Below are 25,212 nucleotides of genomic sequence, written 5' to 3' on the forward strand. Positions count from 1 at the left end.
GCCGTACTCATCGCGCCCATCGAATCGATCTCGCGGGTGAGCTCTTCGACGTCGGTGCGATCGATGATCGACGCGACGATACCGAGGTCGCGCCCGTCGACATCGACGCGGTGCGACGACACCAGCACGATGCGGTCGCCGACGGTCGCGGCGACCGGATCGGGGGTCGGGGTGCGCAGCACAGCCCGGATCCGGTCGCTGAGCTCGAGATCGTCGACGCTGGTACCGACCTCATCAGTGATGTCGAGCAGCTGACGTGCCTTGTCGTTGATGACGCGCATGACACCGGTCGCGTCGACAGCGAGCACGCCGTCGGCCATGGCGTGCAACACGGCGCCCTGATCGCGGACCAGTTCGGCCAGTTCGTCGGGTTCGAGACCCAAAGTGAGTCGACGCCATCGACGCGCGAGCAGGATTGATCCCACCGCGCCGACGGCGAGCGCCGCCAGAGCGATCAGCACCGTGGTCCCGATTGCCCGACGCGTCGCTGCCGCAAGGTCGGCCGTCGAGACACCCACGCTCACCAGTCCGACAACGCGACCGTCGTCGATGATGGGCACCTTCGCGCGCACGGACTCGCCGAGCGTGCCGCGATCGGTGGTGATATCGGCCTGCCCCGACAGCGCCTTGGTGGGATCGGTCGACACGTGCTTCCCGACCTCGCCCCGATCGGGGTGCGACAACCGGATGCCGTTGGCGTTCGCGATCACGACGAACAACGCTCCGGTGCGCTCACGCACCGCGGATGCCTGGGCTTGAATCGGACCGTTCGCCAGTTGGCTGACGTCGAGGTCGCTGCGGTCGCTTTCCGCGACCTCGCTGACCGTTTCACGATCGGCCGCCACCGACTGCGCGATCGCGAGCGCGCGTTGCGCGTACTCGTCGCGGCTACGGTCGTCGGTACCCGCGAGCACGACGCCGAAACCGACGCCGAGGCTCACCGCGATGACGGACAGTTGCAGCAGAAGAACCTGCGTCCGTAATCGCATGTGTAGAGCCTAGGCGTCGGCAGTAGTGCGGCGGTTGGAGTTCGAACTCTCAGAACGGGATCGCGCCGACCACGACGCCCACAGCAAGCATCGTCACCGATACCAGTGCTGCTCGCCACAGGACCTTCTTGTGATGGTCGGCCAGTGAGACCCCCGCGAGCGCGACCAGCAGCAGGATCGCGGGCACCAGCGGGCTCTGCATGTGAACGGTCTGGCCGGTGATCGAGGCGCGTGCCATCTCTGCGGGATCGATGCCGTACCGCGAGGCGGTCTCCGAGAGGACCGGAAGCACACCGTAATAGAACGCATCGTTGCTCATCAGGAATGTCAACGGCATCGAAACGATCCCGATGACGATTGCCATGTGCGGACCCATCGCGCTCGGAATCCCGTCGGCCATCCAATGTGCGATGGCGTCCACCATCCCGGTCCCACTGAACACCCCGGTCAACACCGCAGCGGCTAGCACCATCGCGACCACCGAGACGATGCTGGAACTGTGGCGGGTGATGGCCTCCTGTTGATCTTTGATGTGCGGGAAGTTCACGGCAAGCGCGATAGCCGCGAAGATCATGAAGAGAACGGGGATCGCGACGATGTCGGCTCCGAGGATCGCCAGCAGGGCGACCGTCAGCGTCGCGTTGACCCAGACCAGCTTGGGTCGCAACGTCTTTCGATTCGGATCGAGAACCCCGGTGAACGCCGACTCCCCGTCGCCATCCGACGTCGTGGCGACATCGCCTGTGCTGGAGTCGGTTCCGCTCGAACCAGTCGAGAGAGCTGGTCGGTTGTTCGACGTCGTCCCGGACCCGCCGACTCCAGCGGCAACCAGTTCACCGCGCGGCACGAGCACCGCGTCGTCGACTTCCAGACGCCCGATCCGACGACGCTCCAAGACCCCGAGGTGATAGGCGAAAGCCAGGACGACCAGCAGCGCGGCCCCGAGCGCGGGGAGCATGGGCAGAAAGATGTCGTTGGTGTCGATCTTCAGCGCACTCGCCGCACGAGCCGTGGGGCCTCCCCACGGAAGTATGTTCATCGTGCCGTTCGCGAGACCTGCGACGACGGTGAGGACGACGGGGCTGACGCGTAGTTTCAGATAGAGCGGTAGGAGTGCCGCGGTGGTGATGATGAACGTCGTCGAGCCGTCGCCGTCGAGTGAGACGACCATCGCGAGCACTGCGGTGCCGACGACCAGCCGCGCCGGATCATGCCCGACCATCCGGACCACCAGCCGAACGATGGGGTCGAAGAGCCCGACGTCGATCATGATCCCGAAGAAGATGATCGCGAAGAACAGCATCGCCGCCGTAGGGGCGAGTTCTTTGATCCCGTCGGTGATCATGTCGCTGATGCTGAGGCCAGCGCCGGCGAACAGCCCGAACGCGACCGGGACCAGGATGAGCGCGACCACTGGTGTCGCGCGTTTGGTGATGATGAGGAACATGAACGTGGCGACCATGCCCAACCCGAGTGCTACCAACATTTCCGTGCTCTTTCTCGTGTCGTTCGCGAGCGGTGTGTTGCCCGTTACTGATCGAGTGTCGGGGTAGTCCAGATCACAGTGAAGCTTGTGCGCGTAAGGCACGTTTTGCGCGTTCTGCGCACGGGAAACGGGCTGCCGTTCAGTCCGGAAGCATCGGGGCGTCGTCGCCGTGGTGGCGCCCGAGGAGTACGCCGCGGGTGACGGCGTCGCGGCCGAATCGCGTTCTCAGATCGTCCATCGCGGTGTCGAGGTGCGCGCCCCGACCGCTGAGCGGACTCGACGCCTCGACCGCGCGCACCCGGCGGTCGGCAGGGTCGGGTTGGTCGAACGGCAGGGTGAGCTGTATCGAGTCGCGCTCGTCGAGTCCGGTGAGCGACAATCCGATCAACGTGCATCCGCGGTCGCGGATCACGGGCAGGGCGTCGTCGAGCAATCCGCGCGCCGACGACATGATCACGTCGGTGCGATCGGTGGCGTCGGACAGTGTTCGCGACCGTGTTGCACGTGAGAAGTCGTCGAACCGGAGACGCAATACGACTGTGCGACAGACTCGTTCGGCATTACGAAGGCGACGCCCCAGGCGCTCGACGATAGCGACGACGGTCGCCTCGAGGTCGGCTTCGCTCTTGGGTCGACGGCCTAGCGCCCGCTGCGAACCGATCGACGAGCGTCGACGCCCGGTCTCGACACGACGCGGATCGGTGGCCATCGACAGCGCGAAGAGGTGACGCGCAGAGCCCGGTCCGACGATGTGCTTGAGTGAGCGCTCGCCGAGCCGGGCGATCCCGCCGACCGTGGTGACGCCCGCGTCGTGCAGTTTGGCCTCGGTCACCGGCCCGACGCCCCACAGCCTCCGAACGGGTAGCGGATGCAAGAACGCCAGCTCGGTTCCCGGTGCCACCTCGAGCAGCCCGTCCGGCTTGCCGACGGCGCTCGCGACCTTTGCGAGGAATTTGGTGCGCGCAAGTCCCACAGTGATCGGCAGTCCCACCTCGTCGCTGACGCGTCTACGCAAACGCTCCGCGATCTCGACCGGTGTTCCCGACACTCGACGCAGGCCCGCGACGTCGAGGAACGCCTCGTCGACCGAGATGCCCTCGACGATGGGTGTGGTGTCGTGGAAGATCTCGAAGACCGCGCGGCTGGCCTCGACGTAGGCCTCGAAGCGCGGCGGCACCACTATTGCGCGCGGGCACAGCGCCCGCGCCTCGTGGCCCGGCATCGGCGACCGCACGCCGAACGCCTTGGCCTCATAGCTGGCGGCGAGCACCACCCCACCGCCGACGAGTACCGGCCGTCCACGTAGTGCCGGGTTGTCGCGCTGCTCGACCGACGCGTAGAAGGAGTCGAGGTCGGCGTGAAGTATCGACGCCTCGTGCCGCTCGCGTCGCTCGATCCGCATAGAACACATGTTCGCATGCAGGTCGGACATTCTCTACACCCGAGCTGCCCCGATCAACCTGTGCGGGACCTCCGCCGCCAGGCATCCTTGTCGGTGGCGCGCTCGTCCTGAACCACGGGAGGCCAAGTGGCAGCGCCCAATTCGCGCGAGGTATTGCGGGCGACGTCGCGCAGCATCGAGGCGACCGACGACTCGAGTGGCCACTGCTCCGCGGTGGCGACGACACCGACGGCACCGATCGGACCACCCATCCGGTCGGTCAACACGGCTGCGAGTTCGCACTCACCCAAAACAGCCTCTTCGACGGACTCGGCGAGTCCTGTCGCGCGCACATCGGCGAGGGTCGCGCGCAGCGCCGCCGGATCGGTGAGGGTCGAGCCGGTCATGTCGCGCAGGTCGGCGTCGAGGATGTCGTCGGTCAGCTTGGCGTCGAACGCCATGATCGCCTTGCCCAGGGCCGACGCGTGCGCGGGAATGACGATTCCGACCTCGGGCATCTGCCGCGAACCGTCGAGCCTCGGTTGGTGATGGACCACCACGACGTCGTCGATCAACATCACCGCGGTGCGGACCGCGAGTCCGCTGCGTCGTGCGAGATGCTCAGCCCACGGCGCGATCCGCGCACGGAGTTCGAGACTGTCGAGGTACACGTTTCCGAAGGTGAGAACCGCAGGTCCGAGGCGGTAGCGCCCCGAATCGCGCTCCTGCACGACCATGCGGTGTGCGAGCAGCGTGCGGACGATGCCGTGCACGGTCGACGGCGGCAGCTCGAGCCTCTCCGCGATCTGTCCGAGACTCATCCGGTGGTCGCCCGCCAGCACCGTGAGCACGCGGAGCGCGCGGTCTACGGACTGAATCATCCAGACATTCTCGCAGCAATCGTCTCAGCGATCTCCCCGGGGAGAGATCTCGCCTGTTCCATCTTCGGAAAGTATTGCCCGTCACATCGCGCGGGGCGTAGTGTGACATTTCATTCGATAATGTCGAATGAATTGCTCGGCCTCACCGTGCGTACCCGCAGATGTGTCCCGTAGGAGTAGTGGCTCATGAAGAAGTTCATCAACGAGCCGGCCGATGTGCTGGCCGACGCACTGCGCGGGGTTGCGGCCGCTCATCCCCGACTGCGCGTCGACCACGAGAACAGGGTGATCTTCCGAGCGGAGGGACCACGTCGCGGAAAGGTCGGGTTGGTCTCCGGCGGAGGGAGCGGCCACGAGCCCCTGCACGGCGGATTCGTCGGCCAAGGGATGCTCGACGCCGCCGCCTGCGGCGAGGTCTTCACATCGCCCGTCCCCGACCAGATCCTGGCCGCCACCAGCGGCGTCGACGGTGGCGTTGGCGTGCTGCACATCGTGAAGAACTACAGCGGCGACGTGATGAACTTCGAGATGGCCGCAGAGCTCGCCGACGTCGAGGTGGTGTCTGTCATCGTCGACGACGACGTGGCCGTCACCGACAGCAGTTTCACGGTCGGTCGACGCGGTGTAGCCGGCACGGTCTTCGTCGAGAAGATCGCCGGGGCGGTCGCCGAGCGCGGCGCCGACCTCGCCGAAGTCGCCAGGCTGGCACGCAAGACAGATGACAACGCACGCACCATGGGCCTCGCTCTCACCTCCTGCACGGTCCCCGCGGTCGGCCACCCCACCTTCGACCTCCCCGAGAATCAGATCGAACTCGGCGTCGGCATCCACGGCGAACCGGGCCGCAAACGCGTCGAACTGCCTTCGGCGAATGAGATGGCGCAGATGCTGATCGATCCGGTTCTCGCCGACCTCGACTTCACCCTCGGCGAGAACGGGGTCGTCCTGCTGGTCAACGGCCTCGGCGGAACACCCCTGATCGAGCTCTATCTGATGTGCGCCGAATTCACACGACTACTCGACGCCGCTGGCATCACCGCAACGCGCACCCTCGTGGGCAACTACGTCACCAGCCTCGACATGGCGGGATGTTCGGTCTCGCTCCTGCGACTCGACGACGAACTCACCGATCTGTGGGACGCTCCGGTCGACACACCGAACCTGCACTGGGCTTGATCGAAAGGGCACGTCATGACCACCCTGACCACTGACACCATCGCCACCTGGCTCCGCCTGTTCACCAGCGACGTGGTGGCCGACGTCGACGGCCTGACCCAACTCGACGCCGCTATCGGCGACGCCGACCATGGATCGAACATGGAACGCGGCATGACCGCCGTCGTCGACGGACTCGCCGATAGTCCAGACCTGCCGGGACCGATGCTGAAGAAGGCAGGCATGACACTCGTCAGCAAGGTCGGCGGCGCCAGCGGGCCGCTGAACGGCACCCTGCTGCTCCGGATGGCGGGCGCCATCGGCGACAGCAGCGAGATCGACGGCACGACGCTCGCCGCGGCACTGCGCGCCGGCCTTGCCGGCGTGGTCGACCGCGGACACGCACAGCCCGGCGACAAGACCATGTTCGATGCGCTCAACCCCGCATGCGATGCCCTCGATGCGGCGCTCGCCGACGGCGCAGCACTGCCGAAGGCACTGCAGGTCGCCGCCGATGCTGCCGCCGCCGGACGCGATTCGACCGTCGACATGGTTGCCCGCAAGGGTCGCGCGTCGTATCTCGGTGAGCGCAGCGTCGGACATCAGGATCCGGGAGCGACGAGCGCGGCGATGCTCGTCGACGCGCTCGCCGAAGCCGTGAACGCGACCGGCACACCATGACGGGGCTGGTGGTCGTCTCTCACAGCAGGGCGCTTGCCGACGCCGCGGTGGCACTGGCATCGGAGATGCTCCACGGATCGACGACGCGCATCGCCGTCGCAGCGGGACTCGACGCCGAGACCTTCGGCACCGATGCCACCGCCATCGTCGACGCGATCGAGAAGGCGGACGACGCACAGGGCGTCGTGGTCCTGATGGATCTCGGAAGTGCTGTTCTGTCAGCCGAACTCGCGCTTGAACTGATCGACCCGGAGGTCCGCGAGCGCACCGTGCTGTCGGCGGCTCCGTTGGTCGAGGGACTCATGGCCGCGGCCGTGACCGCCGCCTCTGGGGCTTCACCCGCCGACGTCGCCGCCGAGGCGGCGCAGGCGCTGACGCCCAAGCGATCGGCGTTGGGCGTCGAGGATGTGCCGGCTGGCGGTGTGAATGCACCGACCGGGGGTGAGACCGCCGTCGTCAAGGTCGAGAACCCGCATGGCCTCCACGCCCGGCCAGCCGCCCGATTGGTGACGGAGGCAAGACAATTCGACGCCGAGGTCACGCTGCGCAACCTCGATACCGGCGCAGGCCCGGCGTCGGCGAGCAGCATGTCGCAGGTGGTGGGCCTCGCCGTGCGGTGCGGCCAGCGCCTAGAGATCGACGCGAGCGGCCCCGACGCCCGCGCCGCCGTCGAACACCTGACCACGCTGGCGCGCAACCGGTTTGGCGAGGAGGACACGGCCGCCGCTGGTCGAGCTGCCTCCCCCGCTGGTCGGGTTACCACCGCTGGTCGAGCTTGTCGAGACCACTCCGCCCTGCCGGCGTCGCCCGGGATCGCGATCGGTCCGGTGTTCACGCCCGCGGTCGTCGACGTCGAGCCCCCCGACGAGCAGTACGACTCCGCCGACGCACAGTCCACGAGACTGCGCAACGCCCTCGACGCTGTACGCGCCGACATCGAGGGCCTGCGCGCCACGACAGCGCGTCATAGCCCCGCCGACGCCGCCATCTTCGACGCCCACCTGGTGATGCTCGACGATCCCGACCTCGTGGCCGCGGCCCGCGAGCGCATCGAGTCCGGCGCACCCGCGTCACACGCGTGGGCGGAGGCAGTGGCTGCAGTCGAAGCCGAATGGCGCGCCGTCAACGACCCCTACCTGCGCGAACGCGCCGTCGACGTGCACGCGGTCGGACAGCAGGTGCTCCGAAAGCTGGCAGGCATCGCGGACGCAACCATTGATGGCACCGGCATCCTCGTCGTCGACGATCTGCTGCCGGCACAGGCGGCCGTCCTCGACGCCGAGAAGGTCGCTGGCATCATCCTCGAAGGCGGGAGCCCGACAAGTCACGCTGCAATCCTCGCCCGCGCGCGAGGAATACCCGCGGTCGTCGCGGCAGGCTCCGACGTCTTGGCCATCAAACCAGGTGTCACCGTCGCCCTCGACGGATCGACCGGCGAGATCATCGTCGACCCTGACAGTCAGACCCTCGAACGCCTGCGCGGCGAGGCATCGCGGGCTGCGGAGCGCGGAGAACTCGCCCGCGCGGCGGCGCACGAGTCCGCGAGCACCGCCGACGGCACGCGAATACTGGTGGCAGCCAACCTCGGTTCCGTCGAAGACGCACGCGCCGCGGCCGAAAGTGGCGCGGACGGTTCAGGGTTGGTCCGTACCGAGTTCCTCTACCTCGACCGTGCGCTGCCACCCTCCGTCGACGAGCAGATCGACACCTACCTCGCTATGGCCGATGCCCTTGGCGGCCAACGCATCACGCTGCGCACGCTCGACGTCGGAGGCGACAAACCACTCCCGTTCGCGCCGCAACCCGCCGAAGAGAACCCCTTCCTCGGCCTGCGTGGGCTCCGCCTCGCACTGGCGGAAAAGACCCTCTTCGACGACCAGCTCCGAGCCATCATCACCGTCGCACACCAGACCCCGATCAGCATCATGTTCCCGATGGTGACCACCGTCGACGAACTGCTCACCGCCCGAAAGCATCTCGACTCTATGATCACTTCCGTCGGACGTGGTGTACCGGCGGGACTCGAGGTGGGAATCATGATCGAGGTCCCTGCAGCAGCCCTCAAGACCGCCGCCTTCGCACCGCACGTCGACTTCTTCAGCATCGGTACCAACGACCTCACGCAGTACACGCTTGCCGCAGAACGCGGCGACACTTCCGTTGCGGCGCTTGCCGATCCACTCGATCCCGCAGTCGTCACACTGATCAACAGGGTCTGTCGCGGTGCGGGACCCGACCGCCTGGTCGCAGTCTGCGGAGAGCTGGCGGCCGATGAGACGGCAACGGATCTCCTTGTTGCGCTTGGGGTGCGGGAGCTAAGCGTCGCTCCCCGCGCGGTCCCACCGGTCAAGCAGGCGGTACGCGGCATCGAGGCCACCACCAATCCCAGGCTCGTCGAACGGTGCCTCGAAGCCGACACGGCCGCCTCGGTGCGCGCCGCACTCACCTAGTGAGCAGCGCCGCTCGATAGACTCGAACGCATGCAGGCCAACACACGAGCGGACACAGTCGACGGGGTTCACGAGGTCGAGAAGTGACAACACCAAGCGCCACAATCGGACTGGGCCTGGCAGCGGTCGGACGTCCGGCGTACATCACGACCGGACGAGACGACGACCTCGGCGAGGAACGCAGCATCGAGGACATGCGTGCGCGCACGTACGCGGTGCTCGACGCCGCCTACGCCGACGGGGTGCGCTACCTGGACTGCGCGCGGTCGTACGGACTGTCGGAGCAGTTCCTCGCCGACTGGTTGAGTGATCGTCCCGACGTCGACGACGTGGTCGTCGCGTCGAAGTGGGGCTACCGCTACGTCGGCGAATGGGAACTCGACGCCTCGGTTCACGAGGTGAAGGACCACAGTCTCGGCGAGTTCGTCGACCAGTGGACCGCGAGCCGCTCGATACTCGGCGAAGCGCTCTCCATCTACCAGATCCACTCGCTGACACCCGACAGTCCGGCACTGACCAACCCCGCACTGCTCGACGCGCTCGCACGACTGCGCGACGACGGCTATCGCATCGGCTTCTCGACGTCGGGCGCGTCGCAGGCCGACGTTGTGCGACAAGCGCTCTCGATCGAAGTCGGCGGAGCACCGCTCTTCGGGGTCGTCCAGTCGACGTGGAATCTGCTGGAGACGTCGGTGGGCCCAGCGCTGGCGGAGGCCGCGGAGGCGGGCCTGTCGGTGGTCGTGAAGGAGGGCATGGCCAACGGCCGGTTGGCGCCTGGCGTCGACGACGACTCCGACGCCCGACGCGCCGTCGACCTCGCTGCAAACGAACTGGGCGTACCCACCGACCAGGTCGCGCTGGCGGCTGCGCTGGCCCAGCCCTGGGCATCACACGTGCTGTCGGGCGCGGTGAGTGTCGAGCAGGTCGACAGCAATGTCGCCGCGGGCACGGTGACACTCGAACCCGCGGTGCTCACGGAACTCGTCGCGCACCCCGAGTCGCCCGACGACTACTGGTCGAAGCGGTCGCAGCGCGACTGGAGCTAGAGCAAGCCGCTACCGAGCGGGCAACCTACGCGCCAGCAACACCACGTCGTCGATGTGGTGCCCGCCACCAGCGGGGATGCCGCGCGGGCGGGTCTCGTGGGTGACGATCTCCCAGCCACCTTCCCTGGACTCACCGTCCGCGGGCCGGCTTTCGAGCAGGGTCGCGATGTCGTCCGGTTGCACGTAGTCGGCGGGGTCGAACCCGTGTGCGCGCACGCCGTCTGGCGCGTGTGCCACCACCAGCAGTGAGCCGCCCGGCCGGACGGCGTCGACGAGTTTCTCTGCCACCGAACGGTTTTCGGCGAGGATCGGGAAGTAGTGCGCTGCGACGAGAGCGAAGTCACCACCCGGTACGTCGTCGACGACGAGATCTGTTTGCAGCCAAGTGATCTCGGGTCCGGGGAAGCTCTGCCGTGCGCGGTCGACGGCGACCTGCGAGATGTCGATCGCCGTGACCTGCCATCCGCGCTCGGCGAGCCAGCGGGCATCGGCACCTTCGCCACTTCCGACGTCGAGCGCGGTGCCCGGCGCCAGGTCGGAGGCCTCAGCGATCAGGGAGGGGTTCACGTTCGACGTCCAGAGGCGCTCGGTGTCGGCGTACCTCGCGTCCCACTCGGCCGCCGTGTGCGGGTTCTGGTCGTGGCTCATCGGTCCAGCCTGACACCGCCGCCGCGCGGCGTCGAGCAGCATTGCGTTGGAGGCAAGAAGTGGTCTCGACAAGCTCGACCGGCGGTGTGGGCTCGACCGGCGGAAGTTGGTCATCGACGCGGCGCTCGCGGAGGGGCAGACTGGGAGACATGGCATTTCCCATTCGCATCGGAGTCCAGATCCAGCCGCAGCACGCCCCCGACTACTCGCTGATCCGCGACGCGGTCTTGCGGGCAGAAGACCTCGGCGTCGACATCATCTTCAACTGGGACCACTTCTATCCGCTCTACGGCGACCCCGACGGCGCGCATTTCGAGTGCTGGACCATGCTCGGCGCGTGGGCTGAGCAGACCGAACGCGTCGAGATCGGCGCGCTCGTCACGTGCAACTCGTATCGCAATCCCGACTTGCTTGCCGACATGGCACGCACAGTCGACCACATCTCCGGCGGCCGACTCATCCTCGGCATCGGCGCGGGCTGGTTCGAGAAGGATTACGACGCGTACGGCTACGACTTCGGCACCAAGGGCAGCCGCATCGGCGAGCTGGGCGAGGCACTGCCGCGGATCGCCTCACGGTTCGAGAAGCTCAATCCCCAACCCACCCGGCACATTCCGGTCCTCATCGGTGGCAGCGGCGAGAAGAAGACCCTCCCGCTCGTCGCGAAGTACGCCGATGCCTGGCACGGCTTCAACGACGTCGAGACCTACCGGCACAAGACCAAGGTGCTGTCTGGGTACTGCGAGGAGATCGGCCGCGACCCCGAAACCATCGAGCGGTCGGCGGGCATCCCGTTCACCGGCGACGTCGAAGAGCTGGTGCGCACCGCCGATGCCGTCAGCGCCGAGGGCGTCTCGCTGATCACCGTTGGCACCACCGGCCCCGAGTACGACCTGACGGCCGTCGAAGCCTTGTGCCGCTGGCGCGGGTGAACTGAGTCAATATGTCGAGCCTCGCCGTCGTCGCCATCATCGCGGGTGTCATCTCGCTTGGCTGTTGGGTCGCGTCGCTGGTCACCGGCGACACGTCGTGGGTCGACCGCATCTGGTCGATCGCGCCTGTCATCTACCTCTGGGTGTTCGCGGCGTACAGCCACTTCGACGTTCGCGTGACGGTGATGGCTGTGCTCGTGACGGCGTGGGGTATCCGTCTGACGTTCAACTTCGCCCGACGCGGTGGGTATACCGGTACCGAGGACTACCGCTGGGCCGTGCTGCGCTCCCGTATGAGTAAGTGGCAGTTCTGGTTGTTCAACCTGTTCTTCATCGTGATCTACCAGAACCTCCTGCTCGTGCTGATCACGCTGCAGCTCGATGCCGAGGTCTACCGCCCCGGCCTCGAGGTAGAGGTCCACCGCCGCGACGGTCAGGTCAAGAGGGTGCGTATCGGCGCGGTCGTTGCCCATGCCGGCGATCGACTCCGCGCCGCCATCACTGACGACCTCACCCCCCACTCCCCCACCCCGGGTCCTATGGTCGCGCTGTCCGCGGTCGCACAGATGCACGAACTTGCCCCTGACAGCGATGGTGCGGAGGAGTTGCAGTGGCAGGCGCCACGAGCCTGGCGGCGGCGCACGCCCATCTCTGCGCAGCAGTGGCGCATCCTCAACGACACCGGAGGCGAGGACCGCTCAGCGGCGGCGACGGCCGCAGCGTTGCATGCTCCCTTGCGTAGGCGTTGAGCGGCGATCACCGGCGCACCCGGTCCGCAGGTGAGGGTGGTGATCGCTGAGTTGAGCCCACGCACCCGGGTGTAGCCGAACCCGGCACCCTGTTTGGCCGGACCGTAGACCTCGATGATCGAGTCGTCGATATCGACCATCACCGCACCGTCGATGCCGGCCAGCACCGGAGTGCGGGCATGCAGACCAGCCAACACGCGGGTGGCGATCGCATCCAGTTGGCGGACATGACCGAACCGGAACTCCCGCAAGAACGATCCCAGCGTCGACGGGGCATACGGGTGCTCGAACACCCGGCCCATCGCGCCGTGCCGCAGTACTGCCATGTCGTCGATGCTGTCGGCGCCGGCCACCATGCCCGCGACCAGCGAGAACACCTTGCGATCCGGGTGGGCGCCCTTATCGGTGGGCACGCTCAGATGCTCGCGGGCCAGCCCCGACAGGCCGGCCTGTTCGGCCAACGTCATCACCGGCACCAACCCAGCCGCGCCGAGCAGATTCGGATCATCACACATGGCAGACCGGACCGGATGGCTATGAGACAATCGCATCTACGAGATGCCCTTCTGCGTGTACCGATGGAACCCTGAGCAAGTCCCATTCTGTCACTCAGACAGGGCATTTCGTCTATCCCTCATCCCCCGGACAGGTACAAATCGGTGGATCGAGGCTTAGCTGGCCCCTGCGGAATCATCACCGTAGGCACTGCCGCATATGGTTGCCCATCAGCGCCGGTGCTGCGGTACAACAGCTGCCATGCCTGTACGTTCAACGGCAGTATCTGCAACGTTTTGACCGCTACCGGGCGGCTTTTCAGGATCGCTCCGGGCTGCGTGGACGCCCATCCGGCAGGCAAGTCATAAAACGCGTCATACGGCGGTGGGGGCGCGGCGCGCGCTGGCGCAGCACGCAACGCCGCCCCCGCCACTAAAGTCAATGCCGCCATCGCAATCACGACAAACACAGCTACAAGTCGGGCCAGACTTCCAGCGCCCACAAGTCTGACCTGCGCCGATTCGCCTTCTGTCTTCATGCCGGGATCGTAATCCTATAGATGCCACGCTGTGGCAAAACCACGATTGTTGGGTCTCTTCACAACTGGGACGTTGAATCCCGAGGCGTCCAGCAGTGATCGAGCAGTGAAGTTGTGGCAAGGACACAGAAACCCATGTGCGTCGCGCATCGCCTCCAGAGCGATGACTTTCACGTCGTTCGCGCCCGGATTTGGGTCAGCGGGCAAACCTTTGCGTGAAGGATCTGCCTTGCAGCGCCTTCGATCACATAGAGCAGCGGGTGCGCCACGTGCGGTGATGGCTGCGCGGAACAAGTGACGGTGCCGCTCTCCCGTCTACGCCACAGCATCATTGGCGTCACCCCACCACGAAGGACCAAGCCATGAGCGACCCGTACCGAGTTCAACCACGCCTAGACCCTGCCGACGCAGAACCCGGCGGCGTCAGCGCCGAAGCTGTCTCCGCACTGTTCCGTACCGTCCCAGCACACCTCACTGACACCGACGATCCATTGATCGCCAACGAAATCCGCGCCTCGCACGCCTTCGCTGCTGTAACGGAATACAGCCAGAACTCGGGCACCTACAGCAACGAATCGGTATGGACGTCGATGTCGGACCTGCTCAACGACATGCGTCACCTCTGCGACATGCTCGGCATCGACTGGGATGCGGTGTCACGGCCCTACCACTACGAGGCAGAGATCAGCGAAGAACAGTGACCGCGCCGGTGCGTGGTCTGCCAGTCGCGCACCGTCTCTCTGGATCGCCTGCCGTGCGCAGGCAGGTGCTTCGAGCTCACTGCCCATCGCTGGATGTGCACCCTTCTTCGGCAGTCACGCCCCAAAGCACCCCTTCCCCGCGTGCGATGGCGTACCGATCGGGCTTCCGCCCATAGGCGCTGAGCACAAGCTCGGTCTCGTCCGCACACCGTCGCGCGTGGTCGCCGCGCGCCGCCAGGTCTAGCGTGCGGAGCACTTGCTACCTCGTTCGTGCTGCGGCTACACCGGACAGCCATGACGTCTCCCGGCACCCCTGCTGAACGGTTGCACGGCAGGCCAATTCAGCTCACGTCCCGTAACCCCCGGCGTCTCATGCACCTGAGATGTCGCTGACGGCTTCGACAGGGCTGGTCCGCGCTCGCCTCCAGCAAAGGGTGAGCGCGGATCGGGGTCAGCGACTGTGGATCTGGTGTTACGTGCCGCTCCCGTAGTCGCGCCGCCACTGACGGTTTTCCCGCACCCGGTAGGACTTGTTGGTGCTTCGGCTTCGGCAGCAGCGGCAGTGCCGGCCGCCCGGTCCTTCACCACCAATGGCTTGGCGTGCTCGAGCATTTCGCAGCATTGCCCACTTCCTTTCGTCCATGTCTGTGGGCTCAACTTTCCTCTCTGCACATGCGTGGTGCGGCACCAAAGCCGTTGAGCGCGTGTGTAATGAACGCTGCCGCGCGGACAGCGCTTCCGCTGGACGTGGAAGTGCCGGGCAGATCGCCCACTAAGCGCGTCCGCCAGACCGTAAACCTTGACCTCGCCACATGTGCAGCGCTTGTCGTGTGATGCCGAGTCGCTTTGCCAATGCCCCATCGGACAGCTCGTTTCCGAGTTTACATGTCAAGCATTACTTGACATAATCGGCGTTATCGGCTAAACATATGGCTAGTTTCTGGCCAGTCTAGCGGCTAGGCTGAATGCATGACGACAGTGCCTTTCGGCGAAGCCAAGGATGGCACGTTTGTCCGCCATCAGTGCCCGGTCGCTGGCTGGGTTCAGAGGAGTTGATGGAAGATGTCGAGGGTGACGTTCCACTCGGCGCTCCCGGGGTTTTTGCGGTCCGGCTGGACAGTGACGAAAGTGCGCGCCAGCGCCACGCTCAAGCCGCCGGCAATCAGCGGCAATCTCTGCTCGGTTCTCTCGGAGAGGGCTACGTCCAAGGGCGGTTGGGCCGCCAGTTGGTCGAGCAGAGGTTGTAGTTCGATCTCCTCGTCCAGCTTCTCGAATCGGTCGATGCTCTCCTGCAGCCCCTTGGTGATCGGCAGGTCCCACGGTTCGATCACGTCCCGCAGGTTTGCCTTTGCCGAGGCCTTGCCGATCAGGATCAGGTCGTAGATCTTGTCGTCGATGAAATCCGTATAGCGCTTGAGGTCGTTCCGGTCGACCTGTAGTCCGGCCGCTGCCCGGAAGAACCGCTGGAATTTGACGGTGCCCATCACTGGCATGTCGTCAGCTCCTTTCGAAGTATTCATGGATTTGGCGTACCGCCATCGCTCCTTCACCGACTGCGGATGCGACCCGTTTCACCGAGCCGCTGCGGACGTCGCCCGCCGCGAACAGGCCGGACCGGCTGGTTTCGAGCGTCCTGGACAGCCCGGCGCTGATCGGCCGGTTGCCGTCTCCTCGGGCGTGGACCGCGTCCATGCCGGTGAGGACGAAGCCGTGGTCGTCGAGTGCGATCGTGTCGGCCAGCCACCCGGTGTGCGGCGTCGCCCCGATGAAGACGAACAGGGCGTGCACCCGGATCGTGTCCTGGTCGCCCGTGCGATTGTCCTCGACCACAATCTCTTCGAGGTGCTTGTCGCCGTGGACCTGACGAATCTCGGTGTTCCGGTGCACGGTCACCCGCGGATGCCGTTCGATCTGGTCGACCAGGTATCGGGACATGCTCTTTCCGAGGTCGTGGCCGCGGATGAGGAGGTGAACGTGGGAGACATGGTCTGCGAGGAAGACGGTGGCCTGGCCGGCGGAGTTTCCGCCGCCGACGATGGCTACAGGGTCGGTGCCGCACAGCCGCGCTTCCTTGATGGGTTGCGGCGTAATACACGCTTCTCCCCTCCAGTGCCTCGATTCCCGGAACCTCCAACTTGCGATATCGCGCCCCGGTGGCGAGCACGACCGCCCGGGCGCGGATCTCGCCGCCGTCCGCCAGCCGGAGCACATGGTGCCCGCCCTCGGATCCCAAACCGGTCACCTCCGCCGACACGAGAAGGCGGGTACCGAATTTCCCGGCCTGGATTAGGGCGCGCTCGGCCAATTCGGCGCCGGAGATCCCCGCCGGGAAGCCCAGGTAGTTCTCGATCCGGGAGGAGGTGCTAGCCTGCCCACCTGCAGCGATCGACTCCAGTGTCACCGTGTTCAACCCGTCGGATGAGCCGTACACGGACGCGGCCAGACCCGCCGGTCCGGCACCTACGACGACGAGGTCGCACACGTCCTGGGCTGCGTCCGGGACCGAGTCCGGGACCGGGAGCCCGACGATGCGGGCGAGTTCGGGGTTCGTCGGATTGCGCAGCACTTTCTCGCCGTGCCAGATCACGACGGGAGTGTCCTCGGGGGCGACACCCAGGCTTTGCAGCAGCTGCTCCGCCCGTTCGTCTTGCTCCAGATCGATCCACCTGTGGGGCAGCCGGTTTCGTATGGCGAATTCGCGAAGCCGCAACGTGTCCGGGGAATAGCAGGAGCCGATGATCCGGAACCCCGCGCCGAGCCCGATCAGCAGGTGCCGGCGGATCAGGTAGGCGCGCAGGATCAGATCGCTGAGCACGAGGTCGTGGGCGACGAGCTCGCGCACCCGCTCGGCCGGGACGACGAGGACCTCGCCGTTCGCGATCGCTTCGGCGGTGAAGAACGCCACCTGGCCTTCCAGCAGTCCGAGCTCGCCCAGGAATCGGCCCGGACCGTGCACGCGCAGTATCCGGCGTTCGCCGTCCTCGGCGCCCTCGTCGATGACCGCGACCTTGCCGGTGAGGATGACGAAGAAGTCGTTGCTGGGCGCGCCCGCTCGGATCAGCACCTCGCCGGCGTGAACCGATCGACGCGTGCCACCGACCTCGAGCGTCGTGATCTGGTCGTCCGTCAGCCGCGGGAATGCTCCGACTGTATCCGGGGTCTCGTCGTCGACGAGCTGACCGTCGCCGAGGCGTGGGGCGTCCTCAGACGAAGTTCTGGTCGACATAACACCAGCGCCAATCTTCACCGGGTTCCATCGACTGGACGATCGGATGGCCGATGGTGTGAGCGTGTGCGCTCGCGTGCTTGCCCGGCGAGGAGTCGCAGCAACCGACGTGTCCGCACGTCAGGCACAGCCTCAGATGTACCCACGGGGTGCCGAGGCGAAGACATTCCTCGCAACCCTGTGGAGTGCGGGGCACCACGGCCCGGATCGCGGTCACGTGCGGGTCGGCATGGACCGAGGTCATGGCTTCGCCTCCTTGCCTGCATTTTCCGAGAGCGCCTGATCGAGCCACGTGCGCAGCTGGGGTACCGGAGCTGCGCCCGCCTGACGAGCGAGTACCTCACCTCGGTCCATCACCAGCAGAGTCGGTACGGCGCGGACGGTGAACCGTTCGGCCGTCTGGGGCGCAGCGTCCACGTCGACCTTGACCAGCTTGATCTGACCTGCGCGTTCTGTGGCGAGCTGCTCGAGCGCGGGGCTGACCATGCGGCACGGAGCGCACCACGTCGCCCAGAGGTCAACGAGTACAGGCACCGAGGATTTCTCGGCGACCTCCGCGAAGTCGCCGTCCCCTGCCGAGGCGATCCAGGGCAGCGGCTCGTGGCAGTTCCCGCAGCGGGGTCTCCCGTCCCCGGCCGCCGGCACCTTGTTGACCTTGCCGCAGTGTGGGCACTTCACCTTGTCGGATCCCATGACGACACCTCTTCTCAGGCCGCGATGGCGGGTTCCGTATATGCGACGGCGAGCTCGCCGCCGTCCACCGTGACACTGATGGTGCCGCCCGGTTCGATTTCGCCGCGCAACAGCGCACGACCTATCCTGGTTTCGACCTCATGGGCGATATACCGCCGCAGCGGCCGCGCACCGTAGACCGGGTCGAAACCGTGTTCGGCGATGAGCCGGCGTGCTTCCGGCGTGATATCCAGGTGTATCTGGCGCTCCGACAACCTGTTCCGAAGATCGGCGAGCTGCAGCTCGACGATATGTTCGATCTGGGGCAGCGTGAGCGGGGTGAACAACACGATGTCGTCGACCCGGTTGAGGAACTCGGGACGGAAGTGCCCGCGCAGTTCCGCCAGCACACGCTCCCGGGCGTCCGGCTTGATCTCGCCGTCCGCTGTGACTCCCTCGAGCAGATGCTGGGATCCGATGTTCGAGGTCATGATGATCACCGTGTTCCGGAAATCGACCTGCCTGCCTTGAGAATCGGTGATCCGGCCGTCATCGAGCACCTGCAGCAGGGTATTGAAGACGTCGGCATGGGCCTTCTCGATCTCGTCGAAGAGCACCACGGAGTACGGCTTGCGACGCACCGCCTCGGTGAGCTGACCCCCCTCGTCATACCCGACGTACCCGGGTGGCGCACCGATGAGCCTACTCACCGTGTGCCGCTCCTGGTACTCGCTCATATCCAGGCGCACCATGTTGTCTTCGCTGTCGAAGAGCGCACTGGCCAACGTCTTCGCGAGCTCGGTCTTCCCCACACCTGTCGGTCCCAGGAAGATGAACGAACCGATCGGCCGGCGCGGATCACGGATGCCGGACCTCGCCCGGATCACCGCGTCTGCGACCAGTTGCACAGCCTCGTCCTGACCGACGACCCGCTCGTGCAGGATCTCGTCGAGCTTCAACAGCTTCTCCCGCTCGCCTTCCTGTAGCCGGGCGACCGGGATACCCGTCCATGCGGCCACGATCTCTGCGATCTCGTCTTCGGTGACCACCTCACGCAGCAACGGATTCCGGCCCTGCCTGGTAGCCAATTGCTCCTCCGCCGCCTCGAGCCTGCGCTCCAGCGCGGTGATCTCGCCGTACCGCAACTCGGCGGCCCGATTGAGGTCGTAATTGCGTTCGGCCTCCTCGGCCTCGTGTCGCAATCGTTCCAGCTCCCCCCGCAGCTCCTGCACCCGACGGATCGCTTGGCGCTCCGCCTCCCACTGAGCGTGCCGGGCGTCGGCCTCGGCCCGCAGATCGGCCAGCTCCTTACGCAACTCCTCGAGACGCGCCTTGCTGGCCGCGTCCGTTTCCTTGGACAGCGCGGCCTCCTCGATCTCCAGCCGGGTCACCTTCCGGGTGAGCTCGTCGAGTTCGGCGGGCATCGAATCGATTTCGGTTCGTAGCCGCGCGCACGCCTCGTCTACCAGATCGATCGCCTTGTCCGGAAGGAAACGGTCGGTGATGTACCGGTGCGAGAGGGTCACGGCGGCCACCAGTGCGCCGTCCTGAATCTTCACGCCGTGAAACACCTCGAGGCGTTCTCGAAGTCCGCGCAGAATCGAGATTGCATCCTCGATGCCGGGCTCGTCGACGAGCACGGTCTGGAATCGACGCTCCAATGCTGCATCGGATTCGATGTGCTTGCGATACTCGTCGAGAGTGGTGGCACCGATCATGTGCAGTTCGCCGCGGGCGAGCATCGGTTTGAGCATGTTGCCGGCGTCGAGAGATCCCTCGCCGCCGACCGATCCCGCGCCGACGACGGTGTGTAACTCGTCGACGAACAACAGGATGCGCCCCTCGGCCGCCTTCACCTCGGACAGCACCGCCTGTAGCCGTTCCTCGAACTCGCCGCGGTACTTCGCACCGGCCACCAGGGAACCCATGTCGAGCGAGAAGATCGTCTTGTCGCGCAGGCCCTCGGGCACGTCGCCGCGGACGATCCGCTGGGCGAGTCCCTCGACGATCGCGGTCTTGCCGACGCCGGGGTCGCCGATCAGCACCGGATTGTTCTTCGTCTTCCGGCTCAGGATCTGCGTTACCCTGCGGATCTCGGCATCTCGCCCGATGACCGGATCGAGTTTGCCTGCCCGCCCCTCGGAGACGAGGTCGCGTCCGTACTTCTCGAGCGCCTCGTACGCACCCTCCGGGGTGGCCGAGGTGACGCGCTGATTGCCGCGCACTGTGGTCAAGGCGGCGAGGAAGGCCTCTCGTGTGACCCCATGACTGGTGAGAACCCGTCCGGCCGCACTGGTCGACCCCTCCTCGGAGAGAGCCATCACGAGATGCTCCACCGACACGTAGGAATCCTTGAGTCGCTTCGCCTCCCGTTCCGCGGCGTCGAGCAGCTTGGCCAGGCGCTGGGTGATCATCACCTGACCGGGCGTCGCACCGGGGCCGCTGACCTTCGGCCTACGCGACAGTTCACGTTCCAGATCGGATCGCAGGGCATCGACGTTCGCACCGGCCTGCTCGAGCAGTCGCGGTACCAACCCTTCCTGCTGATCGACCAACGCGAGCAGCAGGTGCTCTCCGTCGACCTCGGTGTGACCCATTCTGGTCGCCAGGTTCTGGGCTTCCTGCAGGGCTTCTCGTGACTTTTCAGTCAGACTGCCGGTGTCCATGGGGGTGTCTTCCTTCCGTGGGACGCTGCTTCGAGTTTCTCGATTCGATCCAGCAGATCGAGCACGAGCCCGATTGCCGAGTAGTTCAGACCCAGGCCCGTCCGTAACCGTTGGATGCGGGCAGCGTGGGCCACTGCTGACGGTTCGAACAATATTTCGCCGCCGGGGCCGCGGCGTGCGTCGAGCAGGCCGAGAGCCACAAGCTTTCGTGCCAGGTCGGGGTGCAGCCCGGTACGTTCGGCGAAGACATCCAGCGACATTCCGGTACGGCGAACCAATATGTACTGGGTGCCCGGGGTCGGGGTGCTCATGGCTGTTTCCTCGGATCGAAGTTCGATTCGGCGGCCAACTGTTCGAACAGCTCGCGTTCACGTGCTGTCGGTTTCGGCGGCACCATCACCTTGATTTCGGCGTAGAGGTTGCCGTTGGCGCCCCGCGGATTGGGCATTCCTTCTCCGCGCAGGCGAAGCTTCCGTCCCGTCGACGAGCCCGGCACCACTTTGACTTTCGCCTCGCCACCCGGGGTGGGAACGACGACGGTCGACCCGAGGACCGCCTCCCATGGCGATACGGGCAGGTCGACGTAGATGTCCCGGCCCTGGACGCGGAACCGGGGATGCGGCTTGATCCGCACCACGAGGTACAGATCCCCGGGCGGCGCGTCGCCGTTGCCCCGGCCGCCTTGCCCGGCCAGCCGGATTCGCTGGCCGTCCAGGACACCGGCCGGAATGTCGACGTCGTACTGCCGTCCGTCCAGTCTGAGAGTGCGTTTGCCGCCCCGATACGCCTCTTCCAAGGTCAGTTCCAGTTCCGCTTCCTGATCGGCGCCGGGAATCGGCCCGTACCCGCCACCGCCGCCGAACATCTGCCCGAAGAGGTCCTCGAAGTCGACGCCGCCCTCGCCACCGACACCGCGACCGAAGTGCACCCTTCTGCCCCCGCCCCCACCGCCGTACCCGCCGCCGCCGAACCCGCCGCCGTACCCACCGGCGCTTGCCCGGACCCGTTCGTCGTAGTCCTCGGGCACACGCCGGAAGTCGGGGCCGAACCGGTCGTAGCGTTTCCGGGTGTCCGGGTCGGACAACACCTGGTAGGCCTCGTTGGCCTCCTTGAACTTGTCCTCCGCAGTGGGGTCCTTGTTCACGTCGGGGTGATACTTGCGGGCCAACTTGCGGTAGGCCTGCTGGATTTCGTCGGTGTCGGCGCTGCGCGGGACCCCGAGCGCTTCGTAGTAGTCACGCGCCATGGCGCTCACTCCTCAGGTCGGCTGACGACCACGGTGGCGGGACGCAACTGCTGTCCGTTTTCTCCGTAACCTGGCCGCAAGACCTCGATCACGGTTCCGGAGGGAAGGTCGGGGTGGGTCACCACACTGACCACTTCGTGGAGCTCCGGGGAGAACGGCACACCGACCTCGTCGTGGCGCTCGAAGCCGAGCCGTGACAGTATCTGCACCGCCTGGTCCCGGATTGCCTTCACACCGTCGACGACAGTCTGCGGGTCACTACCCGCATGTGCCAGCGCAAGCTCCAGGTTGTCCAGCACCGGCAGCCACGCCGCCGATACCCTCGCTGTCTCCGCGGCGCGTTCACGGTCGAGATCTTTGGCATACCGCTTGCGCAGGTTGTCCAGATCTGCGAGGGCCCTGCGCCAGCGGTCCTCGAGTTGAGCCAACTCGGCCCCCGTGTCGGTGCGATCAGGCGCCGTCTCGGTCTGATCCCCGTCGGTACCGTCGGTAGCCGGCTCGGTCGTCGAATGATCAGCAGACCTCTCCATCGTGTGCCTCAGCTTCGATCGAACTCGGCGTCGATCACGTCGTCATCATCCGACGACGCAGCCTCTGCGCCGCCGGCCTGGTGTCCGTCGCCGCCGCCGGCTTGGACCGGCGCGAGCCCGTAGAGCAGCTGCTGCAGCTCCGAGGTCAGGGGCTCTATCTCCGCGGGTGAAGCACCGTCTTTCACAGCCTTCCTGGCGTCGGCGATCAGCATCTCGGCACGCGCCTTGTCGTGCGGGGGCGCACTGTCACCGAGTTCGGCGAGTCGCCGTTCCACCTGGTAGGCAACCGAATCGAGCGCGTTGCGTGCGTCGACCGCCTTGCGCAGCTCCTCGTCCTCACCCCGGTTCCGTTCGGCCTCCGCAAGCATGCGCTCGACCTCACTCTGGTCCAGGTTGCCCTGCTCACTGATCGTGATGCTCTGCTCCTTGCCGGTGTCCTTGTCGCGGGCGGTGACGTTGAGGATGCCGTTAGCGTCGATATCGAAAGTGACTTCGACCTGGGCCTCGCCACGTGGCGCGGGGCGGATGTCTTCCAGCCGGAACCGTCCGAGCACCCGGTTGTCGGCGGCCCGCTCGCGTTCGCCCTGCAGCACCACCACGTCCACGGCGGACTGATTGTCTTCCGCCGTGGAGAACACTTCGCTGCGCCGGGCCGGGATCGTCGTATTGCGCTCGATGATCTTGGTCATCACCCCGCCCTGCGTCTCGACGCCGAGGGACAGCGGGGTGACGTCGAGCAACAGTACGTCGGAGACCTCACCTTTGAGCACGCCCGCCTGGACTGCGGCACCGAGCGCCACGACCTCGTCCGGGTTGACGCCCATGTGGGGGTCCTTACCGCCGGTGAGCCGGCGAACGAGTGCCTGTACCGCCGGAATGCGTGTCGAACCACCGACCAGGATCACCTCGTCGATGTCGTTGGCGGTGATCTTGGCGTCACTCATTGCCTGCTTTACCGGACCGAGGCAGCGTTCCACCAGATCTGCCGTCAGATCCTCGAACTTCGATCGCATGATCGTGGTGGTGAGGTGTTTGGGACCGTTCGCGTCTGCGGTGACGAAGGGCAAGTTGACCTGGGCTTGAGTTACCGAGGACAACTCGACCTTGGCTTTCTCCGCGGCCTCGAAGAGGCGCTGTAATGCCTGCGCATCCTTGCGCAGATCGATGTTCTCCGCACGCTGGAATTCGTCGGCAAGGTAGTCCACCAGGCGTCGGTCGAAGTCGTCGCCGCCGAGGTGGGAGTCGCCGGCCGTCGAACGAACCTCGACTACTCCCTCGCCGACATCGAGCAGACTCACATCGAAGGTGCCGCCGCCGAGGTCGAAGACCAGTACGGTCTCGTGGGTCTGCTTGTCCATGCCGTAAGCCAGTGCCGCAGCGGTCGGCTCGTTGATGATCCGCAGGACCTCGAGGCCAGCGATCCGGCCGGCATCCTTGGTGGCGTTGCGCTGCGCGTCATTGAAATAGGCCGGAACGGTGATGACCGCTTCCTTCACCTTCTCGCCAAGGAACTTGCTCGCGTCGTCGACGAGCTTGCGCAGCACCAGTGCACTGATCTCCTCCGGCGCGTACTTTTTGCCCCGCACGTCGAATCGCGCCTCACCGTTGTCACCCGGCACGACGTCGAAGCTGACCGCTTTGGCCTCCTCAGAGATCTCATCGTAGTGACGCCCGATGAAGCGTTTCGCCGAGTAGATCGTGCCCTTCGGGTTCAAGATCGCCTGTCGTCGGGCCAGCTGACCCACCAGGCGCTCGCCACTCTCAGTGAAGGCGACCACCGACGGCGTCGTCCGCGCACCCTCGACATTGGAGATCACCACCGGTTCGCCGCCTTGCCAGCTTGCGATGACCGAGTTGGTGGTGCCCAAGTCGATGCCTACCGCAGTTGCCATGATTCATTCCTTTCGATCGGTCCGGCCGGTGAGAAGGCGGACGGCTTCGTCCGCGACCTCGACGTCGGCGAGGACTTCGTAGTGACGTGGTTGTGTAGGGACATGGTCGTAAGGACTGGGAACGAGGTGAAGTCGCGCTGGCTGCCCTGTCCTGTGATGCGTGCATGAGCAGGCCGAACGGAGCGCCGACAACGGCACCGAAGATCGGCGCGTAGAAGCTGAGATGGAGGCGTGTACACGGCGGCCGGCCTCGGTGGAGTAATCCAAAAATCCAACCTAATGGTGTAGCTGTCCACGCGCCCGCGGCGGCGCGGGCGCGGCCCAACGGTAGTTCAGTGTGCCGATGACCTATTCGACCGGCTCGATGTCCTGGCGCGCGATGGCTAGTTTGCCTACTGCGAAATGCTGGCCGGAGAGGTCGTCGACGTCGTTTTCAGTTTCGGCGAAGTTGGCGAACGTTACTATATTTGAGGGGCAGATCGGTGCGGACGTACCGTGGTAGTCCCGCCACTGGACTCTATCACCTCCCTGCCTGATGGGTTGGCCGGCCAGAATATCTCCGTGTGGTGCCGCTGCCGCGGATGCCTGGGGTTTTGCGTAGGGGCAGTCCCAGTGTCATCCGATGCGGTTCGGCCGCAGTGAGAATTGTCGCGTCAGGATTGCGTGAGTTCTGCATGTACCTAGCCTCTACTCGGTCCGGGGCACTTCTCAGTATCGCCCAGAACGGTGCCTACCGTCATGGAATGGGGGAATCGACGCGGCGGGCTCAAGGGGCCTGGTGCACGGATAGGTGACAGGGTTAGTCACGCGGCCTGAGGGGCCTCGTGGTTGATGATGGTCTCGAATTC

Annotated in this window: 20 protein-coding genes and 4 pseudogenes; 7 read left to right on the forward strand and 17 right to left on the reverse strand. The window is 65.9% G+C overall.

Annotated elements, in window-relative coordinates:
• From A5777_RS03875 to A5777_RS03890, 4 genes and pseudogenes are all read right to left on the reverse strand, one after another.
• Positions 1–989: pseudogene (locus A5777_RS03875) on the reverse strand (histidine kinase); the annotation flags it as partial.
• A gap of 49 nt (positions 990–1,038) precedes the next feature.
• A complete protein-coding gene (locus tag A5777_RS03880) occupies positions 1,039–2,475 on the reverse strand; it encodes a CitMHS family transporter (RefSeq protein ID WP_064861686.1) in 1,437 nt (478 codons plus the stop codon).
• Positions 2,476–2,614: 139 nt separating this feature from the next.
• Positions 2,615–3,877, reverse strand: a complete 1,263-nt coding sequence (gene dinB / locus A5777_RS03885; RefSeq protein ID WP_064861695.1) for a DNA polymerase IV — start codon at positions 3,875–3,877, stop codon at positions 2,615–2,617.
• A 53-nt stretch (positions 3,878–3,930) separates the two neighbouring features.
• Positions 3,931–4,737 (reverse strand): IclR family transcriptional regulator, encoded by an 807-nt coding sequence (locus A5777_RS03890; RefSeq protein ID WP_064861687.1) that lies wholly within the window; start codon positions 4,735–4,737, stop codon positions 3,931–3,933.
• 186 nt (positions 4,738–4,923) lie between these two features.
• Between A5777_RS03890 and dhaK the strand changes: the two genes are divergently transcribed.
• The 4 genes from dhaK to A5777_RS03910 all read left to right on the forward strand — a co-directional run bounded on the left by dhaK (position 4,924) and on the right by A5777_RS03910 (position 10,069).
• Positions 4,924–5,913: a dihydroxyacetone kinase subunit DhaK gene (gene dhaK / locus A5777_RS03895; protein WP_064861688.1), complete on the forward strand. Its 990-nt coding sequence runs from the start codon at positions 4,924–4,926 to the stop codon at positions 5,911–5,913.
• A gap of 15 nt (positions 5,914–5,928) precedes the next feature.
• Entirely contained in the window at positions 5,929–6,573 is a 645-nt protein-coding gene (gene dhaL, locus A5777_RS03900) for a dihydroxyacetone kinase subunit DhaL (protein ID WP_005202485.1), read from the forward strand.
• Complete coding sequence (ptsP, locus tag A5777_RS03905) at positions 6,570–9,023, forward strand: phosphoenolpyruvate--protein phosphotransferase (protein ID WP_064861689.1); 2,454 nt, start codon at positions 6,570–6,572, stop codon at positions 9,021–9,023. Before dhaL ends, ptsP begins: the two co-directional genes overlap by 4 nt.
• Positions 9,024–9,106: 83 nt before the next feature.
• A complete protein-coding gene (locus A5777_RS03910; RefSeq protein WP_064861690.1) occupies positions 9,107–10,069 on the forward strand; it encodes an aldo/keto reductase in 963 nt (320 codons plus the stop codon).
• A gap of 9 nt (positions 10,070–10,078) precedes the next feature.
• Here A5777_RS03910 and A5777_RS03915 read toward each other — a convergent pair whose 3' ends face one another.
• Positions 10,079–10,717 carry a class I SAM-dependent methyltransferase gene (locus A5777_RS03915; RefSeq protein WP_064861696.1) on the reverse strand — a complete coding sequence of 213 codons (639 nt, stop codon included), beginning with the start codon at positions 10,715–10,717 and terminating at the stop codon, positions 10,079–10,081.
• A gap of 149 nt (positions 10,718–10,866) precedes the next feature.
• Between A5777_RS03915 and A5777_RS03920 the strand changes: the two genes are divergently transcribed.
• The gene (locus A5777_RS03920) at positions 10,867–11,649 is read left to right on the forward strand and encodes an LLM class F420-dependent oxidoreductase (RefSeq protein WP_064861691.1); all 783 of its coding nucleotides are present in this window, start codon (positions 10,867–10,869) and stop codon (positions 11,647–11,649) included.
• Positions 11,650–11,660: 11 nt separating this feature from the next.
• Entirely contained in the window at positions 11,661–12,398 is a 738-nt protein-coding gene (locus A5777_RS25220) for a DUF1295 domain-containing protein (protein ID WP_231894932.1), read from the forward strand.
• Here the strand turns inward: A5777_RS25220 and A5777_RS23975 are convergent.
• Positions 12,365–12,949, reverse strand: a pseudogene (locus tag A5777_RS23975) (IS1380 family transposase); the annotation flags it as partial. The gene A5777_RS25220 and the pseudogene A5777_RS23975 sit on opposite strands and share 34 nt — an antisense overlap.
• An 83-nt stretch (positions 12,950–13,032) precedes the next feature.
• Positions 13,033–13,431 (reverse strand): hypothetical protein, encoded by a 399-nt coding sequence (locus A5777_RS24570; protein WP_156529277.1) that lies wholly within the window; start codon positions 13,429–13,431, stop codon positions 13,033–13,035.
• Between the two features lie 362 nt (positions 13,432–13,793).
• On the opposite strand from A5777_RS24570, the gene A5777_RS03935 reads away from it, so the two are divergent.
• Positions 13,794–14,132, forward strand: coding sequence for a hypothetical protein (locus A5777_RS03935; RefSeq protein WP_064861693.1), 339 nt, complete (start codon positions 13,794–13,796; stop codon positions 14,130–14,132).
• 1,043 nt (positions 14,133–15,175) lie between these two features.
• Here A5777_RS03935 and A5777_RS03940 read toward each other — a convergent pair.
• The 10 genes and pseudogenes from A5777_RS03940 to A5777_RS25785 form a co-directional block, all read right to left on the reverse strand.
• On the reverse strand, positions 15,176–15,616 hold the full coding sequence (locus tag A5777_RS03940; RefSeq protein WP_174299137.1) for a DUF1931 family protein: 441 nt from the start codon (positions 15,614–15,616) through the stop codon (positions 15,176–15,178).
• A gap of 13 nt (positions 15,617–15,629) precedes the next feature.
• Positions 15,630–17,358: pseudogene (locus A5777_RS25730) on the reverse strand (FAD-dependent oxidoreductase).
• On the reverse strand, positions 17,336–17,602 hold the full coding sequence (locus A5777_RS03950; protein WP_005180064.1) for a UBP-type zinc finger domain-containing protein: 267 nt from the start codon (positions 17,600–17,602) through the stop codon (positions 17,336–17,338). The pseudogene A5777_RS25730 and the gene A5777_RS03950 overlap by 23 nt, the downstream one beginning before the upstream one ends.
• Positions 17,599–18,051 carry a thioredoxin gene (gene trxA / locus A5777_RS03955; RefSeq protein WP_012836059.1) on the reverse strand — a complete coding sequence of 151 codons (453 nt, stop codon included), beginning with the start codon at positions 18,049–18,051 and terminating at the stop codon, positions 17,599–17,601. The genes A5777_RS03950 and trxA overlap by 4 nt, the downstream gene beginning before the upstream one ends.
• A 14-nt stretch (positions 18,052–18,065) precedes the next feature.
• Positions 18,066–20,696 carry an ATP-dependent chaperone ClpB gene (gene clpB, locus A5777_RS03960; RefSeq protein WP_064861694.1) on the reverse strand — a complete coding sequence of 877 codons (2,631 nt, stop codon included), beginning with the start codon at positions 20,694–20,696 and terminating at the stop codon, positions 18,066–18,068.
• Positions 20,678–21,007 carry a chaperone modulator CbpM gene (locus tag A5777_RS03965; RefSeq protein ID WP_007238919.1) on the reverse strand — a complete coding sequence of 110 codons (330 nt, stop codon included), beginning with the start codon at positions 21,005–21,007 and terminating at the stop codon, positions 20,678–20,680. The genes clpB and A5777_RS03965 overlap by 19 nt, the downstream gene beginning before the upstream one ends.
• Positions 21,004–21,942, reverse strand: a complete 939-nt coding sequence (locus A5777_RS03970; protein WP_007238920.1) for a DnaJ C-terminal domain-containing protein — start codon at positions 21,940–21,942, stop codon at positions 21,004–21,006. Before A5777_RS03970 ends, A5777_RS03965 begins: the two co-directional genes overlap by 4 nt.
• A 5-nt stretch (positions 21,943–21,947) precedes the next feature.
• A complete protein-coding gene (locus A5777_RS03975) occupies positions 21,948–22,472 on the reverse strand; it encodes a nucleotide exchange factor GrpE (RefSeq protein WP_007238921.1) in 525 nt (174 codons plus the stop codon).
• A gap of 8 nt (positions 22,473–22,480) precedes the next feature.
• Complete coding sequence (gene dnaK / locus A5777_RS03980) at positions 22,481–24,364, reverse strand: molecular chaperone DnaK (protein ID WP_007238922.1); 1,884 nt, start codon at positions 24,362–24,364, stop codon at positions 22,481–22,483.
• A gap of 3 nt (positions 24,365–24,367) precedes the next feature.
• A pseudogene (locus A5777_RS25785) lies at positions 24,368–24,888 on the reverse strand (general stress protein).
• Positions 24,889–25,212: the final 324 nt, after the last annotated feature.

It is taken from the genome of Gordonia sp. 852002-10350_SCH5691597 (genome assembly GCF_001665715.1).
GTDB lineage: Bacteria > Actinomycetota > Actinomycetes > Mycobacteriales > Mycobacteriaceae > Gordonia > Gordonia sputi.

What these genes read in the sequence shown, in the direction of transcription:
- dhaL (WP_005202485.1), top strand. Translation starts at nt 5,929, where the DNA reads ATGACCACCCTGACCACTGACACCATCGCCACCTGGCTCCGCCTGTTC.
- dnaK (WP_007238922.1), bottom strand. Translation starts at nt 24,364, where the DNA reads ATGGCAACTGCGGTAGGCATCGACTTGGGCACCACCAACTCGGTCATC.
- A5777_RS25220 (WP_231894932.1), top strand. Translation starts at nt 11,661, where the DNA reads ATGTCGAGCCTCGCCGTCGTCGCCATCATCGCGGGTGTCATCTCGCTT.
- A5777_RS24570 (WP_156529277.1), bottom strand. Translation starts at nt 13,431, where the DNA reads ATGAAGACAGAAGGCGAATCGGCGCAGGTCAGACTTGTGGGCGCTGGA.
- dhaK (WP_064861688.1), top strand. Translation starts at nt 4,924, where the DNA reads ATGAAGAAGTTCATCAACGAGCCGGCCGATGTGCTGGCCGACGCACTG.
- dinB (WP_064861695.1), bottom strand. Translation starts at nt 3,877, where the DNA reads ATGCGGATCGAGCGACGCGAGCGGCACGAGGCGTCGATACTTCACGCC.
- A5777_RS03890 (WP_064861687.1), bottom strand. Translation starts at nt 4,737, where the DNA reads ATGATTCAGTCCGTAGACCGCGCGCTCCGCGTGCTCACGGTGCTGGCG.
- A5777_RS03880 (WP_064861686.1), bottom strand. Translation starts at nt 2,475, where the DNA reads ATGTTGGTAGCACTCGGGTTGGGCATGGTCGCCACGTTCATGTTCCTC.
- A5777_RS03965 (WP_007238919.1), bottom strand. Translation starts at nt 21,007, where the DNA reads ATGAGCACCCCGACCCCGGGCACCCAGTACATATTGGTTCGCCGTACC.
- A5777_RS03975 (WP_007238921.1), bottom strand. Translation starts at nt 22,472, where the DNA reads ATGGAGAGGTCTGCTGATCATTCGACGACCGAGCCGGCTACCGACGGT.
- A5777_RS03970 (WP_007238920.1), bottom strand. Translation starts at nt 21,942, where the DNA reads ATGGCGCGTGACTACTACGAAGCGCTCGGGGTCCCGCGCAGCGCCGAC.
- A5777_RS03940 (WP_174299137.1), bottom strand. Translation starts at nt 15,616, where the DNA reads ATGGGCACCGTCAAATTCCAGCGGTTCTTCCGGGCAGCGGCCGGACTA.
- A5777_RS03920 (WP_064861691.1), top strand. Translation starts at nt 10,867, where the DNA reads ATGGCATTTCCCATTCGCATCGGAGTCCAGATCCAGCCGCAGCACGCC.
- trxA (WP_012836059.1), bottom strand. Translation starts at nt 18,051, where the DNA reads ATGGGATCCGACAAGGTGAAGTGCCCACACTGCGGCAAGGTCAACAAG.
- ptsP (WP_064861689.1), top strand. Translation starts at nt 6,570, where the DNA reads ATGACGGGGCTGGTGGTCGTCTCTCACAGCAGGGCGCTTGCCGACGCC.
- A5777_RS03935 (WP_064861693.1), top strand. Translation starts at nt 13,794, where the DNA reads ATGAGCGACCCGTACCGAGTTCAACCACGCCTAGACCCTGCCGACGCA.
- clpB (WP_064861694.1), bottom strand. Translation starts at nt 20,696, where the DNA reads ATGGACACCGGCAGTCTGACTGAAAAGTCACGAGAAGCCCTGCAGGAA.
- A5777_RS03915 (WP_064861696.1), bottom strand. Translation starts at nt 10,717, where the DNA reads ATGAGCCACGACCAGAACCCGCACACGGCGGCCGAGTGGGACGCGAGG.
- A5777_RS03950 (WP_005180064.1), bottom strand. Translation starts at nt 17,602, where the DNA reads ATGACCTCGGTCCATGCCGACCCGCACGTGACCGCGATCCGGGCCGTG.